This is a genomic window from Streptomyces sp. NPDC093260, assembly GCF_040683715.1.
Lineage (GTDB): Bacteria > Actinomycetota > Actinomycetes > Streptomycetales > Streptomycetaceae > Streptomyces > Streptomyces sennicomposti.
Window position 1 is genome coordinate 1 of the sequence record NZ_JBFBEK010000038.1, and the last position, 14,427, is coordinate 14,427.

Annotated in this window: 15 protein-coding genes and 1 pseudogene; 7 read left to right on the top strand and 9 right to left on the bottom strand. The window is 67.9% G+C overall.

What is annotated here, in order from left to right:
• Positions 1 to 90: 90 nt before the first annotated feature.
• Positions 91 to 768, bottom strand: a complete 678-nt coding sequence (locus AB0N63_RS32530; protein ID WP_365534825.1) for a hypothetical protein — start codon at positions 766 to 768, stop codon at positions 91 to 93.
• A gap of 922 nt (positions 769 to 1,690) precedes the next feature.
• On the opposite strand from AB0N63_RS32530, the gene AB0N63_RS32535 reads away from it, so the two are divergent.
• Together AB0N63_RS32535 and AB0N63_RS32540 are read left to right on the top strand one after the other, a co-directional pair.
• Positions 1,691 to 1,966, top strand: coding sequence for a hypothetical protein (locus AB0N63_RS32535; RefSeq protein WP_365534827.1), 276 nt, complete (start codon positions 1,691 to 1,693; stop codon positions 1,964 to 1,966).
• A gap of 108 nt (positions 1,967 to 2,074) precedes the next feature.
• Positions 2,075 to 2,233, top strand: a complete 159-nt coding sequence (locus AB0N63_RS32540) for a hypothetical protein (protein ID WP_365534829.1) — start codon at positions 2,075 to 2,077, stop codon at positions 2,231 to 2,233.
• Positions 2,234 to 2,309: 76 nt separating this feature from the next.
• On the opposite strand, the gene AB0N63_RS32545 is transcribed toward AB0N63_RS32540, so the two are convergent.
• The 3 genes from AB0N63_RS32545 to AB0N63_RS32555 form a co-directional block, all read right to left on the bottom strand.
• Positions 2,310 to 2,474, bottom strand: coding sequence for a hypothetical protein (locus AB0N63_RS32545; protein WP_365534830.1), 165 nt, complete (start codon positions 2,472 to 2,474; stop codon positions 2,310 to 2,312).
• Entirely contained in the window at positions 2,474 to 2,692 is a 219-nt protein-coding gene (locus tag AB0N63_RS32550; protein WP_365534832.1) for a hypothetical protein, read from the bottom strand. The genes AB0N63_RS32545 and AB0N63_RS32550 overlap by 1 nt, the downstream gene beginning before the upstream one ends.
• 95 nt (positions 2,693 to 2,787) lie before the next feature.
• Positions 2,788 to 3,270, bottom strand: a complete 483-nt coding sequence (locus AB0N63_RS32555; RefSeq protein WP_365534833.1) for a DUF6233 domain-containing protein — start codon at positions 3,268 to 3,270, stop codon at positions 2,788 to 2,790.
• Positions 3,271 to 3,769: 499 nt separating this feature from the next.
• Between AB0N63_RS32555 and AB0N63_RS32560 the strand changes: the two genes are divergently transcribed.
• Positions 3,770 to 4,252, top strand: a complete 483-nt coding sequence (locus AB0N63_RS32560; protein WP_365534836.1) for a helix-turn-helix domain-containing protein — start codon at positions 3,770 to 3,772, stop codon at positions 4,250 to 4,252.
• The gene (locus AB0N63_RS32565) at positions 4,252 to 4,575 is read left to right on the top strand and encodes a replication initiation protein, RepL2 (RefSeq protein WP_365534838.1); all 324 of its coding nucleotides are present in this window, start codon (positions 4,252 to 4,254) and stop codon (positions 4,573 to 4,575) included. The genes AB0N63_RS32560 and AB0N63_RS32565 overlap by 1 nt, the downstream gene beginning before the upstream one ends.
• 1,025 nt (positions 4,576 to 5,600) lie before the next feature.
• On the opposite strand, the gene AB0N63_RS32570 is transcribed toward AB0N63_RS32565, so the two are convergent.
• The 3 genes from AB0N63_RS32570 to AB0N63_RS32580 all read right to left on the bottom strand — a co-directional run bounded on the left by AB0N63_RS32570 (position 5,601) and on the right by AB0N63_RS32580 (position 7,242).
• Positions 5,601 to 5,771, bottom strand: coding sequence for a hypothetical protein (locus tag AB0N63_RS32570; protein ID WP_365534840.1), 171 nt, complete (start codon positions 5,769 to 5,771; stop codon positions 5,601 to 5,603).
• A 322-nt stretch (positions 5,772 to 6,093) separates the two neighbouring features.
• Positions 6,094 to 6,279, bottom strand: a complete 186-nt coding sequence (locus AB0N63_RS32575) for a DUF1737 domain-containing protein (RefSeq protein WP_365534842.1) — start codon at positions 6,277 to 6,279, stop codon at positions 6,094 to 6,096.
• Between the two features lie 261 nt (positions 6,280 to 6,540).
• Positions 6,541 to 7,242, bottom strand: coding sequence for a class I SAM-dependent methyltransferase (locus AB0N63_RS32580; protein WP_365534844.1), 702 nt, complete (start codon positions 7,240 to 7,242; stop codon positions 6,541 to 6,543).
• A 205-nt stretch (positions 7,243 to 7,447) separates the two neighbouring features.
• Here AB0N63_RS32580 and AB0N63_RS32585 point away from each other — a divergent pair.
• Positions 7,448 to 7,930: pseudogene (locus AB0N63_RS32585) on the top strand (hypothetical protein); the annotation flags it as partial.
• A 355-nt stretch (positions 7,931 to 8,285) separates the two neighbouring features.
• Here the strand turns inward: AB0N63_RS32585 and AB0N63_RS32590 are convergent.
• Both AB0N63_RS32590 and AB0N63_RS32595 read right to left on the bottom strand, forming a co-directional pair.
• The gene (locus tag AB0N63_RS32590; RefSeq protein WP_365534846.1) at positions 8,286 to 8,738 is read right to left on the bottom strand and encodes a hypothetical protein; all 453 of its coding nucleotides are present in this window, start codon (positions 8,736 to 8,738) and stop codon (positions 8,286 to 8,288) included.
• 102 nt (positions 8,739 to 8,840) lie between these two features.
• Positions 8,841 to 11,564, bottom strand: coding sequence for a tetratricopeptide repeat protein (locus tag AB0N63_RS32595; protein ID WP_365534849.1), 2,724 nt, complete (start codon positions 11,562 to 11,564; stop codon positions 8,841 to 8,843).
• A gap of 388 nt (positions 11,565 to 11,952) precedes the next feature.
• On the opposite strand from AB0N63_RS32595, the gene AB0N63_RS32600 reads away from it, so the two are divergent.
• Together AB0N63_RS32600 and AB0N63_RS32605 are read left to right on the top strand one after the other, a co-directional pair.
• Positions 11,953 to 13,116: a ParA family protein gene (locus tag AB0N63_RS32600; RefSeq protein ID WP_365534851.1), complete on the top strand. Its 1,164-nt coding sequence runs from the start codon at positions 11,953 to 11,955 to the stop codon at positions 13,114 to 13,116.
• Positions 13,113 to 14,225 carry a ParB/RepB/Spo0J family partition protein gene (locus tag AB0N63_RS32605; RefSeq protein ID WP_365534853.1) on the top strand — a complete coding sequence of 371 codons (1,113 nt, stop codon included), beginning with the start codon at positions 13,113 to 13,115 and terminating at the stop codon, positions 14,223 to 14,225. Before AB0N63_RS32600 ends, AB0N63_RS32605 begins: the two co-directional genes overlap by 4 nt.
• Positions 14,226 to 14,427 lie beyond the last annotated feature (202 nt).

The following is a 14,427-nucleotide window of genomic DNA, read 5'->3' on the forward strand; positions in this document are numbered from 1 at the left end:
GACACTCGGGACCTCAGCCTGCCCCGCCACAGCCCACGGTACGAAAACGGTCCACCGACTCCGTCGGCGGACCGTCATGCAAGATCGAGGCTAGGTCGCCTTCCACATCGTGGCGGTGAAGTCGATCCTTTCTGCGGGGCTTTCGCCAGTGTGACTTTCGCTGCGGTACCCGCCCGTGAGCCGGGTGATCTCCACTCGGACTACGTTGCCCTGATCGGTGACGAGGCAGAACCCGCTCTTCGCTTCCACTGGCCAATTCTTCAGGCTCAGGCTGTTGAACCCGCCGGTTTCGGCCTGCGCAGCGCACTCTTCCGGTGTCGTCGGGGGCACGTCATCCATCTGGACTGCGGGCCGCTTGTCCCCGACTTCGAGGTGCCCATCGGCATGATCGTGGTAGATCAGATCTGGGGCTGCGGTCTCGCCCCGAGTAGCCGCATCGTCCGTAAGGGCGGCGTACTCGTCATCGCCGTAGATCCTCACCGAAGGGGCGTCGAAGTCAACGGCGCTCACGTCATAACCGGCTGGCAGGGTCAGGCTCATCTTCCGATCTGAATAGTCCACTGTGTAGGTCTTGGGTCCTTCGGCAACGGCGCTGGATGTGGCCTCAGAGGGAGAAGGCTTGGCGGTGCTGCTTTCACTGGGGGTGGGCGCCGAAGCCGTGGTTTGATCCCCGCCAGGCTTGTCGCCGCTACCGAGTGAGTGGTCCAGGACGGTATTGGAGAGGGTGAAGAAGCCTCCGACCACCGCAGCAGCCACGCCGCCAATCACGGTTGCTCTACCTGCAGTCCCCAAGCCGTGCCAGCCATCGGCGATGCGTCGACGCAGGGACCTGCGCTCACTGCTGCCTTCTGGCGGCGGGTCGGAGGGCTGAGGGTCACCACTCGGCGGGCGGGATGTCGTATCGTCCGGCGCTGCCATCTGACAGGTCGTCCTCTCTGCTCTGGGAACCGGAAGTTTAGATGGCTGCTGTGCCTTGGCTCACGGACGATGGTGATCTCGAGGTGGGCGGAGAGGCCTACAGCCACTGTCATGCCACTAAACCACCCGGATGAGATCACGTCGGAGACACGGAATAGCTTCTGATCAGCCACCCGCGCCCATGGTTCAGCGAAAGTCACGGACCGGCTCCACGGACTCGAACGCCGTGCTCCGCACCTATCCCAGGGGCTGACGCCTCTGACGCCCGAGCTCAAAAAGTCCAGCTCAAAGGCTGATCACACGGCCTCCCCGTACGCAAGAGCCGGTGCCCCCCTACCCCCAGCCCTCTCGATCCAACATCAGTGGCAGGAACGTAGTGGTTGTCCAACTTCCCTGGCAAACGATCCAGGTTCGGCGTCAGAGGACATCCCCGCAGCCACCGCACCCGGTGTCACGCTGTGAGACCTATGAGCCTCACAGCCTGTTTCCCCAGGTAGACGAGGTGAGCTATGAGGCCGTGAGGGTGTGAGGTGGCACTCGCGCACCACGCTTCCGCGCGCCCTGGTGGAGCCCGCCGGCGCGCAGGACGATGGAGTCGTGGGCGAGCACAACGAGGACCAGGAGCACGGCACCGAACGGGCGCGGCCGCCGCTGACCGCGTCCCGCGCCCGGGAGGTGACGGCCGAGCTGCGCGAGGCGATGGACGACGTCCGGTGCTCCATGGCGGTGCTCGCCGCCCGGGTCCGCGACGCGCACACCGCCCGCGTCCGGGGTGCCGCTCGGGCACGGCACCTGGGAGTCGTACTGCGCCGTGGAGTTCGGCATCAGCCGCGCGCAGGCGTACCGGCTGCCCGACGTCGCCCACTCCCTCACCGCGATCCACGGCGCGGTCACCGCCGGCACCGAGACGTCCCGCGCCGTCTCCGGCCGTAGCGGTGACGTCGCGGAGATCACCCGCCGCCTCGCCGCGCTCGCTCACAACGGCCTCCAGGCCCTCGATGAGGCCACGGTGCGCGCGGTGGTCCGCCAGGCCGTCCGTGACATCTGAACCGCGCCGCCCCCGCCGTCCGACGACGCGTCGGCGGACCCGACCGTCGCCGCGCTGCGCCGCGTTGTCGACGAACTCGCCGCCAGCACCCACGCGATCGGCGAGCTGATGCTCGAAGTCGCGCCGACCTACCTGTCAGACACCGACGCGGCCGACGTCCTCGCTCTGCTCTGTGAGGAGATCGGGGAGCCCCTCGAGCACGGCCACGCCGCCCGCCGCTACGCGATGTCCGGTGACCGCCGCGCCCTGCACGGCACCGTCCTCTGACCTCCGCCGCTCGACGGCGAGCGCACAGATCGCGGCCGGCCAGACGAGTCTCATCACGTTCTCCTTCGGGGCATCGTCAGGCCGGGGCCGCCAGCGACTTCTTCGGGCGCAAGGTGTCGGGCAGCCGCGGTGACAGGGCGGCCGGCAGGAGCCACAGGCCGACGATGCCGAGGATCGCGACCATCATGGTCAGCAGCACGGCGACGACGTCCTGGTGCGCGGAGCCGAAGAAGCCGGCCATCAGGGACAGGGCGACGACGAAGACCGACGATCCTCGGTGCTCCACCACCAGGAGGTGCCGGACATGATGGTGAAGCCGAACGCGGCAAGCGGCACGAAGATCGGCAGCCAGAAGCGCAAGTCGTCGTCGTCGGGCGACTGCTGGGGCCAGCAGTCGCCCGCGTGGTGCGGGTACAGCGGGATACTCACGAGCGCGTGCCGCCACAGCAGCACCCGCATCGCCCAAGTCCGCCGGTCCGATTCTTCTCCTTCGCCATGGTCTCGACGTTCGTGACCAGCGGCTCGGACCGGTGCGCGTTCGTGAGAAACAGCCACTAATTCGGCCAAACACCCGACCTCCACCCTCCGAACGCGATCCGTACGGCATTTGTACGGGTACATGTGCGCCCTATCGCGGCCGCGCCGCATAGTGAGCACAACCGGACCCCCGGCTGCTCGGCTGCATCCAGCGCCCGGTCCAGAGGCAACGCTGGCGCTCCAGCCGGCGCCTCGTCACAGTCCACGGCGTGCACGACACCACCCCGGCCGGGCCCGCGGCTGTCGGTCTTCGCCAGCACCCAGCCTGACGGCCGCCGGAGCCCCAGCGTTTCCTGGACGGGCGAGGGCGGCTTCAAGTAGTCGGTGGGCACGGCGTCGTGCGAGACGCCGTTCACGGCCGCACGTGGTCCGGAGCGTCGTGCAGGTCGACCGAAGCAACCGCTGACAGCGACCGCAGGAGATTCCGACCCAAAATCCCGGTCGGACCATAGCCACAGACAGCCCGCCACGACGATGCGGAATGCCGACTGAGCACGCACGCGTGTGCGCCTCAGCCACGTCCGGAGACCAGGTCCGTAGCTGTTGTTGCCTTTGCCCCCGCCTCAGGCCGCCCGCTCCTTCCCATCCTGCATGAGCCGACGCGCCCGAGGACCGGCGCGGAACGCGACGGCCCGCAGGGCAACCCGTACGGCGCCGCACGGGTGCTACATGCTTTATCAGCAATAAGAGGACGAAGCCTCCGCACGCCTCTGACCTGCGAAAACGTCAAGAGTGATCCGATTGCGGGATCGGGTAACCCTACTCGGCAATCGGATCATCCCGACTCTGGAGTCGGGATGATCCGATCCCACAGTCGGGATGATCCGACTCTGGAGTCGGATCAATTACCAGTGTGATCAGTGCTCATCCAGCACACCGATCCGACTCCGGGAACGGTTCGCTTACCAATCTGGTAATGTCCTTCTTGGTAAGCGAACCGCTCCCCGAGTCGGATCGCTTGACCGACGGCACATCAACCTGGAGGGACGTGGGCCCCAGATGGCACAGGAGGCGCGGAAGATCCTCGGCCGCCTCAACGAGGAAACGGGCGAGTTCGAAGAGATCCCCCGCAGCCCCTACGCCTTCGACGGCGGTGCTCACATCAACCTGGGCATCCGCAAGGGCCGGGAGCTGGCCTCTGCCTCGTCGGGACTGACCGACCGCGAGTTCCGCGTCCTCGTCTGGTACTGGTTCGCCACCGAGATCAGCGAGGAAGCCATCATGCGGACGGGCGCCGATATCGCGACAGAACTCGGTATGAGCCCGGACGCTCTGTCGAGAGCGGTGAGGGTGCTCAAAAAGGCGCGCCTGCTGGTCGAGGCGGGCTCCCTCGGACGCACGACCTTCTACCGGTGCACGCCATACCTTGCCTTCATCGGCACCGGTTTCGCACACCGGGAAGCGGTGAAAAACTGGAATCCGCCGGAGACGAAGGTACGCGAGCCCCGCGACCGGCGCCGTCGCAAGAAGGACGAGAACTGATGAGGATCCACGACGCAGAGGACGTCCAGTACCTGCTCCGCAAGACCGGGCGCGTGCTGAACCCGAACCAGCGGCTCGTCGTCATGCTCTACGCCTCCTCGAACCAGCGGCCCGACGGCACCGTGATGATCAAAGCCTCGGAGATGGCGGAGACAGCGGGCATGACGGCTCCCGTGTTCAGCAGGACGCGGAAGGAACTCGTCGCGGCCGGCTGGATGGAGGAGACCGGCAGTATCGGCAGCGTGAAGCTGTACCGACTGGTCCCGCAGATATTCGAAGACCGAGGCCCGGCCGGACGGCACCTGCGCGCTGTCGGTAGCTGAGCTGACCGCATGGAGAAGCGATCCGACTCGAGAGTCGGATCGCTTCTCCATGCGGAAGACGCCTTGTCTCCTGTCCGTCTACATCGACGCCGCCGGTTGGTTGGCGCCGGAGTAGGCGATGCGCGTGTGTTGATGGCGTCCGGCCCGTCCGTCAGAAGTGTCCGTCTGACCCGAGCCGTGCGATGACTCCGCCGCAGGGGACGCAGCCCAAGCGTGAGGACAAGCCGGTGTGGATGACGCGCGTTTGCTCGGGCAGCGTCGTCAACGAGACGGTAGCGGTCCGCAGCGCGAACACGGCCGTCCCAGCCGCCGCCAGCTGTGCAACGTCGAGGTGCCGTACCGGGCCGCGACCTCACCGAACGGCACTCATGTACGTGAGGTCAATGAGAGACGATCCTCCAGTCGTTTCTCATTGACCTCACGTACATGAAGACCTGGCCTTCCAGCAGGCGAGACTAACGACCTTGGGAGCGATTGAGATCGGGCCATGCTCGTGACGGGTCGGCTGAGGGTGATCAGCGGGCGGCCTGCCGGGTGAGCACGAGTTCGGTGCCGGACTTGCGTCGCGTGGGCCTGCAGGCGGAGCGGTCGGAGACCAGGCCGGCAATGGCGAGGTGGGTCTCCGTGTAGGTCTCGCGGCGACCGGTGAACCGCTGCAGGGGCCGCCACTATTTGTACTCGACGTTGGTGTGCTCGACATGGATCCGTGCCGAGGACTGCTGGCGACGTCACTCGCGCCAGACGTGATGCTCGCCTTGGGGCGTCGTCCTGGTCAGGAATCTCGTTGGCCAGCCCGCGGTAGCCCCCGTCGATCTTGGCCTTGACATCGGGGTACTGGCGGAACTGTTCGGCGATGCTCTCGCTGCGCCCGGCGGTCTGGTCGTGCATGCGGTCGGGCCGGACCACACCGCTGAACAGGGTGCGGCACTGGCGTCGTTGAAGATCTTGGTCTTGATCGTGTTCTGCTTCTTCTTGCCAGACACGAAGGCCTTGCGGCCCGGACGGCCGGCTTTCAAACGGCGGCCCTAGACCTCGGTGCCGTCGATTCGCAGCTCGACGCCCTGAGCGTCGGCGTAGGCGAACAGGCTTTCCAGCGTGCGCAAACGGATGCCGGGGCGGTCGCGGACGGCGAAGCCGCGGGCCGCCAAAAGCGGCCGGACCTCGCGGACCGCGTTCGAGATGGTGGAGCGGCCCACCACTTACAGCTCGGCGAGCGCCGCATGCGGCAAGCCGAGCCGCAGGTGCACCAGCGCAACCAGCAGCTGGTCCAGGAAGACCAGCCGCCGCTTCGGTCCGGCACTTGCCGCCCGACGCCGGTCCTGCCGCGCCGCTGGCGCAGCGCCGACTCAGGCGCAGCCTCCCAACGCGGAGCAAGTTCTTCAAGCAACTCGCCGAAGTGTGCGCAGGAGACTCCGGACAGGCCAGGATGGGAACAAGCCGCACGGGACCAGGCAAGCGTCACAACTCGCCTGACCCGTACGGTCCTTCTCGGTCACGGGCGGACCGCGACCACAAGTCCTACGGCCGTGCTGGCCATACCACCGCTTGAGCGACGATGACCCTCTCACCGTTGAAAGTGACCGCAGGGCCCTCGTGCAGTTCGTAGCCAAGAGCTATCGCTTCGCTCACACGATGGCAGAACGCGGCGTCGTCCGGGCCGGTCAAGACTCGGTAGATAGGCAGTCCGTCTGGTGGTGTACTCATGAAAAGAAAGATCTCATGCGTACCCGTCCACCGAGCCAGGCGCCCAGCCTTCCCAGGCCAATCGCTCCCAAGGTCGTAAGCACCTCTCTGCCCATCCTTCGACCACCGACATTGAGTCACACCTGACAAAGTGTGACCTCGAATGCAGGGCCTCCATCTGGCCGAGGAAGCTGCCTCGAGGAGCGGCGCGTCACGAGCCGTGATCGTTCTCATCGGCACTTTCTGTACGCCAGCTACTCACGACTCTTCTGGCGGGGCGTGTCAGACGGTCGGACGCTCCGTGCGGAACGCAGTCACCAAGAGGGTGTCGGCGGCGCGGGGTCCGGTTCCGCCGGGCAGTCTCTCGATGCTGGTCCGGGTGAGGCCGGCTCCGTCGAGGAGTTTGGTCCACACCTGCTCCTGGAGGATCCAGCGGCGCATGGTGGCCGCCCTGCCGTCCGGGGTCTTAGCGCTGATGTCGCTGTGCCGCACGTCGGTGTGGGCGGGCGTGCCGCCGAGGTGGTGGGCGAGGGTGGAGAACACCAGCCGGCCGCCGGGGCGCAACGCCGAGGCTGCCGCCGGCAGCAGGTCGTGCGGGTCGGTGAAGTCGGCGGCGCCGAAGACGCTGTAGAGCACGTCGTACGTGTCGGCCATGGCGTGCAGGTGCTGAGTGACGTCGGAGTTGACCAGGCGCAGGCTCGGTGCGAGATGGCCGTACAGGTCGCTGGCCATGGCGTGCTGGGCGGGCGAGGCATCGATGGCGGTGACCCGGGCGGGCCGGTGGTGGACGACCAGGTGGGCGGCGTGCCGGGCGGCCCCGGAGCCGAGGTCGCCGACACAGCGCCCGGTGAGGTCGCCGAGGATGTTCGCTTCGGGTCCGTCGTCCTGGCCCCAGCTCCAGAAGAAGCGGTCGGGCACGGCGCGGTCGGTGGCGTAGCGGGTGCGGCCGTAGTGATGCCAGAGGTCTGTGATGGAGGTGGTCACCCGCCCCATCCTGGCGGGCCCCTGCGGACGGTGTGGCGCTTCGGTCGAATCTCACCCTGGGACATGTCGTCGGGGCCCTGGCTGTGGTCTGCCGAGGCCCCGACGACGTGCGGTGATCTCAGTGCGAGTCGTTGCGGGGGTGGCAGGGCCCGCAGCTGGCGGCGTCCGCCCACAGCGGGAGATGCGCCGCGAGTCTGGCTCAATCCACGGGCGAGCCCTGCTCCGGCTCGGCTTCGAGCTGTGCTGGGCCGCCACATGGATGGGCGACGCCAACCGCTGGATCGCATCGGTGCTCGGCCTTCCAGAACTTCCCTTCGTCGACTTCGGCGACGTTTTGCTGCAGGAACGCCCTAATGGAGTCCACTGGACGACCGGCCCGCTGGTGAACTATGCAGGCGGCCGCCCTTTCGCCTGGGTAGACGACGAACAGAGCGAGCTGAATCAGGCGTACGTGACCACCCACCATCGAGGGTCCGGGCTTCTGCACCACGTCAACCCTCGGGTCGGCCTAGGGAGCACGACTTCTCGTGGCTCCGGTTACATAGCCACTGAAAGGCCGTCAACGACGTCGCCGGCGCCTCGTGGAGTGTTCGGGGAGCAGGCGAAGTCGGCGAGTGTGTGTATCAGTGCGGGACAGCCCTCAAGAGGCCAACGAGCGGTGGGGCTGCTCACCGCCCAAGTTTCCTAGTTGCCGGATGGGTCGGCCCACGGTGCCGCGCTGAGCGCAGCGCCCGCGACAGGCCTGGCCCCATCGCCGCAGCGGCGTCATGCTCACGCCTTCAGGTAACCGGCCATATCGCGGCACCCGGCGTGGAGCACATCCTGCATCGGATCCCACACATGAACCGGTCAGCTGACCAGCGGCCGGCTCCGCGCGCTCGGCGTAGCCGGAGAAGGCTGACGGACGTGATTATCACGCCGTGATAATGCGACCTGGCTGCGCCGTCACGGGGCGCGGCTATCACGGCGTGATAACTCAGGTACGGAGCCAGCGGGTCTACGGAGAGGCACTGAGTAGGGGCCGCCGGCCCGGGCGGACTGGGTCAGTCCCGCGCCGACCCTGTCCCGGCGTCGGTATCGGAGTCGGGCGGAGGGGGAGTGGAGGTGGTGAAGGACAGGTGGGAGAAGGTGTGGCCCTGTACCACCGGCCCGTATTGGGTGCCGCCCGTGATGGTGTTCTGGTTGTCGCCGGTCCGTACCCGCTCCGCCTGCTCACGCCACTGCTGCAGCGCGGCGGAGAACTCGGCGTCCAGTGCGGCGCGCACCGCCAGAGCGGTGCTCAGCGCCTGGGCGCGTGCCACGTCCGAGGGGGCCTGCTGAAGTCGGACCAGCTCCGCCTCACCGGAGCTGGCTGACGGCGCCTGGGCAGGCACCCCCTGGCCGCCGCCGGACGGTCGACGCACCAAGGCGGTCAGTCCCGCCCATGCCTGCCGTCCGAACTCACCGCCGGCGCCTCCCGCAAGCGCGCCGAGCAGCGTCACCGAAATCGGATCCACGCCGTACCACCTTCCGTCTCTCGCACCTGACCGCGAAGCGGCGAAGCGTCGCGTGTGCCCGCGGCCCTGCCCTGCGGACTGCCCCCCTGTCTGGGAAGCGTCCTAGTCGTCGTCCCACTCGGGCTCGTGTTCGTTTCCCATGTCGCCGTCCGGATCGCCGTATTGCTCATCGCCGAAGTCATCCACGGGGGGTGTGTGGTCGACGTCGATGTGCTCGTCGCCGCCTTCACCGTGTGGATCGTCATGCGCGACTTCCTCCCCTCCTTCATGCGTGACTTCCCCTCCTTCATGCGCGACCTCGTGCGCTCCCCCGCCCAGCGCGTCAATGACGTGGGCTTCGTGAGTGGTCTCGGCAGCGCCTGGTTCCGGACCCGGCTCCGGGTCCCCGGTCCTCTGGCCGTCAGCCTGTGCCGCGGAGGCGTCCCCGGAGGGCGCGCCATCCACCGAGGAGATCGGCGTGGTCCCGGACCCGAGGTCCCCTCCCACGCGTACGCGGTCGCCGTGTAGGGGGTCGGTACCGGTCGGGCTGTCCCCGCCTTCCCGCGGCACGTGGTAGTTCGTGCCGGCCCGACGCAGGAGCCCCGGGAGGGCCTGTTTGCGCCGCCATCGGCTCAGGGACCAGATAGAGCCGGTCACCCTTGCCGCCTCGGTGGGGTGTCCGGCTTCGGTGAAGCAGGCGGCTGCGTCACGCCAGGCATGTCGGCAGGCCCGGACGTTTCCGGAGTCGAGGTGGGCCAGACCCAGGTTCTCCAGGGCCTGGGCCTGGCTGTAACGGTCGTCGATCTCGCGAAACGTCTGAGCGGCGTGCTCATAGGGCTCGACTGCCTGCTGCGATGCGTTGCCGGCGCGCAGTGCGTTGCCGAGGTTGACCAAGGATTGAGCCGCGCCGCGCCGGTCGCCGCGTCCCACCCGGATCCGCAGCGCCCGCTCGTGGCACTTCGCGGCCTCGGCGTAGGAGCTTTCGGCGAATTGAAGGTTGCCGAGGTTGTTCAGGATGTTGGCCAACGTCTCGGGGTCGTCGGCTTCGCTGAGGCCGCCCGCGGCACTCTCATACCGGCGGATCGCCTCTTGCAGCGGGACGCCCTGGGCGCGGGTGTCCTGAAGCACGCGCAGCATACGGCCGAGGACGAGATGTGCACCTCTGACATCACCGGCCGCCCGATAGGCCGCGCGTGACCGGCCATAGGCGAGCAGTGCCTGGTCGTATCTGCGCTGCTGGGCATGAACACGGCCGAGGTGTCCCAGGAGGAGGCCTTCACGTGCCCGGTCGCCGGCCTGGCGTGCGCAGTCGGCGGCGAGTTCGTGTGTGGTCCTCCACTCGTCCCAGCGCTTGCGCAGGTCGAAATAGGCGGTCAGCCCGACCGCCAGAGCCGCGGTCTCGGCCGGGAGACCGGAGGCAGCTCCCAGTTGGACGGCTCCGACCAGAGCGGGGTGCTCGATGTCGAACCAGCGTCTGGCGGACACCCGGTCAGTGAAGCGGGTGTCCGGTCCGCAGGTGCCGCGGAGCGCGGCGTCGGCTCGTCGAGCCGTGAGCGCATAGTGCTGTATCAGCCGTCGGGCGGCTTCGCGCCGGTCCGCGTCGGAGTCCTGCTGCTCGGTGCGCTCACGGGCGTATTCGCGTAACAGGTCGTGGTACTGGTACCGGTCGTCCTGCCGGCTGCTTTCGGCGAGCAGGCCGGCAGTCGCCAGCGCGCGCAGTCTCTCGGCGGTCTCGTCGGTTGTGCCACCCACCAGCGCCGCGGCCTGCTCGGTGTGGAAGGACGTCCCCGGGTGCAGCGCCCCCAGACGGAACAGCCTGGCCTGCTCAGGGGTGAGACGGTCGTAGGACAGGGCCAGAGCGGCCCGCACGGGGCCGGGACCGGAACCGGCAGGAGCACCCGCACCGGGCTCGGACTCCGAGCCGAGGTCGAGCAGCCCCGCGGCCGTCCGCAGCCGGGCCACAAGTGCTGCCGGCGACATGTGGGGATGAGACACGAGTTCGGCGGCCACGAGGGCCAGGGCGAGCGCGAAGCGGCCGCAGAGCCCGGCCAGGGAACGCAGCTCCGCCACATCGGTCGCTCTTTCGTCTCCGGGCCGGGACCGGCTCAACGCCAGCTGGAGGAAGGTGACGGACTCTTCGGCACTGAAGACGGGGACGTCGTGCTGTCGCGCGCCTGTCAGTCCTCCTCCGGACAGCCGGCGCCTGCCGACGACCAGAGTGCAGTTGCGTGGGTGCGGCGGCAGCAGCGCCTCCACCTGCTCCCTCGAAGCGGCGTTGTCCAATACCAGGAGAACCGGGTGCCCTTGCTGCGCGAGCTCCCTCATACGGCTGCGGTACTGCGCCGCGCGCTCCTGCATGGTGTGGCCGATGCTGTCGGCAGAGACGCCCAGTGCCCGCAGCAGAGCGCCCAGTGCGCCCGAGACGTCCGGGCGGAATGAGGCGTTCTCATGGCTGCGCAGGTCGAGATAGAGCTGGTGCCGGTACCACCCACGCCTCTCCGTCTCCTGGCAGACGAGCAGGGCGAGAGCCGTCTTGCCCACGCCCGGCGGCCCGGTGAGCAGGACGACGGTCCGGCCGTCGGACCAGGCGCGGACCCGTCGCCGCCACTCCCACCCCGCCGACGTACGTAGCCGGCCCGGCGGCCGTGGCGGTGCCTTTTGGGGGCGTACGGCTTCCAGGAGCTCGCGCAGAAGATGGGTGCGTCCCACGAAGGCTTCCGGCGCCGGAGGCAGTGATGCCATCGCGGTTACCGCCGGCGTCGGCAGCACCAGGTTCTCGATGGACCTGGCCTGCACTACGGGGCCGAAGAAAACACCCCCGCTGATCTCGTTCCGATCGCTCCCCACGCGAGCTTTTGTAGCGCATGAAGGCATCGGCGACCACGTGAATGGAGGGACATCAGACGGGTCTTCGCCTCGCAGCCAATCTCCTCCGTGGCGTCGGCGTCCTGCCGGCTGGTCAGCGCACTCGCTGACTGCTTCGGCGCCCCACCGGGTTACCCACCCGCCGTGTATCAGGGGTCGGCATCAGCGGTCGGTCACCGACGGTTTGGCGCGTCTGGCGGTCCCTCGCACTCGACACCGTTCAGGGGGCGAGCTGCGGGCAGCAGGGCGGCGATGATGCTCAGCGATTATCACGCCGTGATAATCGCGGTTCTGTAGCGGCCGGGTGAAACTGTGTCAGAACTTGCAAACCGGGTGCCACTGCGCCACCAGAAGTCAGTATGCTGACGTCATGCCTTCTCCATACCCCGAAGGAGACCGGGAAAAGGTAGCGTCCAAGCTGCCCTCGGCGCTCCAGCAAGCACTCAAGATCCGCGCCGCCGAGCTCAGTCTGGACATCCAGGACGCCGTCGAAGCGGCCATCAACGACTGGCGCCAGACCACCAGCACGGGCACGGAGATGGACACCACCGGCGCCAAGTCGTTCTCCACCTGGCTCCCGCCGGGCCTGTACGAGCAGTTCAAAGAGACCTGCGCCGACCGCGGCGTCTCCTACACCCAGGGCCTCGCCCAGTCCATCCGCGACTGGCTCGACGCGAACCCGTCCCCGCAGCACGGCGCCCGCGGAACCGACCCCGAACGGAAGATCGTCGGCAACCAGAAGGGCGGGGTGGGCAAGACCGCCATCTCCGCCGGCATCGGCCAGGCCTACGCCGAAGCGGGCAAGCGCGTCCTCATCGTCGACTTCGACCCCCAAGGCCACCTGAGCGAACAGCTGGGAGTTCCACAGATCGAGCCGGACCACGACAGCCTGGTCTCCCACATGTGCGGCGAAGGCGGCGGCGATCTGCGGGACCTCGTCGTGACGATAGAGGACCCACGGTTCGAGAAGCGCCTGCACGTACTGCCCGCCTGCTTCGACGGGTTCCTCCTCGACGCGAAGATCGCCGTCGTAGCGATGCAGAAGCGCGGCTTCCAGAAAGAGGCAGCCCTCGAACTGGCCCTGCGCCCGCTGGAAGCCGACTACGACGTCATCATCATCGACTGCCCGCCCAGCCTCGGCATCGCCATGGACGCCGCCCTCTACTACGGACGCCGACGCCGCGGCGAACCCGCCGGAGTATCCGGCGTCATCATCCCCGTCCTCGCCGAGGACTCGTCAGCCACCGCCTACGGCATGCTCGCCCAGCAGATCGAAGACCTCTGCGAAGACCTCTCCCTCGAGGTCGACTACCTCGGGCTAGTGGTGAACCTGTACGACTCCCGCCGCGGCTACGTCGCCACATCCTCCCTGGACAACTGGAAGTCCCTCGGCGACCCCAAGGTCCTCTCCGTCATCGGCGACCTCAAGGAGCAGCGCGAAGCAGTCCGCAAGCGCATGCCCCTGCTGAGCTACGCCCCCCACAGTGACCAAGCGGAAGCCATGCGACAGGTAGCGAGGGGAGCAACCCGTTGAGCAAGGCAGACACCCTGGGATCAGCACCCGCCTTCGGCGCGGTCCGCGGCGCCCGGTCCTCCCGACGCAACCTCATCGACCAGACCATCTCGGGCGACGAGGCAACCACGGCAGCCATCACCGAACTACCAGTCACCCTCATCAGCGACAACCCCGACAACCCGCGCAACCATCTGCGCAACCTCGACGAGACGGTGCAGACCGTCCGCGAGATTGGCATCATCATCCCCATCGCCGTCGCCACGATCGACGCCTACCTGCGCAACCGGCCGGACCGCGCCGACGACCTCGACGATGGAGCCCAGTACATCGTCGTCGACGGCCACCGCCGCCTCGAGGCCGCCCGTCGCGTCGGACTGGCCACCATCCCGGTGCGCGTCGACAATGGCCGCGTCGCCACCGATGAAACCCTCCTCGAGGCCGCGTTCGTCGCGAACTACCACCGCGACGACATGACCGACCTCGAAGAGGCGCATGCCCTGAAGAGTCTGGTCGACTACTACGGTTCCCAGACCAAGGCCGCCAAGCGGCTGGGCATTCCGCAGAACACCATCTCCAGCAAGCTGTCGCTGCTGAAGCTAACGCCCGAACTCCAGAAGGACCTGGTAACCGGGGAGCGCAAGGTCGAACACGTCCGCAACCTCGGCAAGCTTTCCCCCGAGGAGCAGAAGGCCAAGGCGGACGAACGGGCGGAAGCGGCACGCAGGAAGGCGGAGACACGGTCGCAGGAGGTCGTGGAACGGTCGACAGGCCCCGCCGAGTATCACGGCGTGATAATCCCGGAGGAGCCTGCGAGCCCAGCCGCTCCCTCATCCACTCCGTCCACGCCCGGACCATCTGCACCGTCCGCCGAGCGCGAGCAGGCCGCCGAATCCATCCCGGAGCCGCGCACCAGCACAACGGAGGTCAGCCCCGCGCAGCCGGAAGCCGCGCAGTCCGAGCAGCCGAAGCGGCTCCCGTACGACGATGCCGTCTACTGCGTGCACCATCTCCACCAGAAGATGAAGCCGGAGACGTTCAAACAAGGGGCCCGGGTGTGGATGGACGTCCTGCGGAACAAGCACCCGGACGACTACAAGGCTCTGCTCCGCGAGCTCGGCGCCCAGTAACGGATTGCCCCCCACTCCAGTTCCACGGACGGGCGTCAGCTCACCCAGCTCGGCCTCGACCGCAGCCAGCTCATCCCCCACGACCAGCACGGCGGACCAGGAGAAACGTGACATACAGCCGGCGCCGGGCAGGACGGGATCGACGCCTTCTCGCAGTACGCCTCCCTCGCTCCGCTCACCGGGCAGGCTTCTGCGGACGGGG

Bases quoted from the DNA above. Each gene is read 5' to 3' on its own strand.
- AB0N63_RS32540 (WP_365534829.1), top strand. From the start codon at position 2,075: ATGCTCGAAGTCGCGCCGACCTACCTGTCAGACACCGACGCGGCCGAC.
- AB0N63_RS32545 (WP_365534830.1), bottom strand. From the start codon at position 2,474: ATGGCCGGCTTCTTCGGCTCCGCGCACCAGGACGTCGTCGCCGTGCTG.
- AB0N63_RS32550 (WP_365534832.1), bottom strand. From the start codon at position 2,692: ATGCGGGTGCTGCTGTGGCGGCACGCGCTCGTGAGTATCCCGCTGTAC.
- AB0N63_RS32560 (WP_365534836.1), top strand. From the start codon at position 3,770: ATGGCACAGGAGGCGCGGAAGATCCTCGGCCGCCTCAACGAGGAAACG.
- AB0N63_RS32565 (WP_365534838.1), top strand. From the start codon at position 4,252: ATGAGGATCCACGACGCAGAGGACGTCCAGTACCTGCTCCGCAAGACC.
- AB0N63_RS32575 (WP_365534842.1), bottom strand. From the start codon at position 6,279: ATGAGTACACCACCAGACGGACTGCCTATCTACCGAGTCTTGACCGGC.
- AB0N63_RS32600 (WP_365534851.1), top strand. From the start codon at position 11,953: ATGCCTTCTCCATACCCCGAAGGAGACCGGGAAAAGGTAGCGTCCAAG.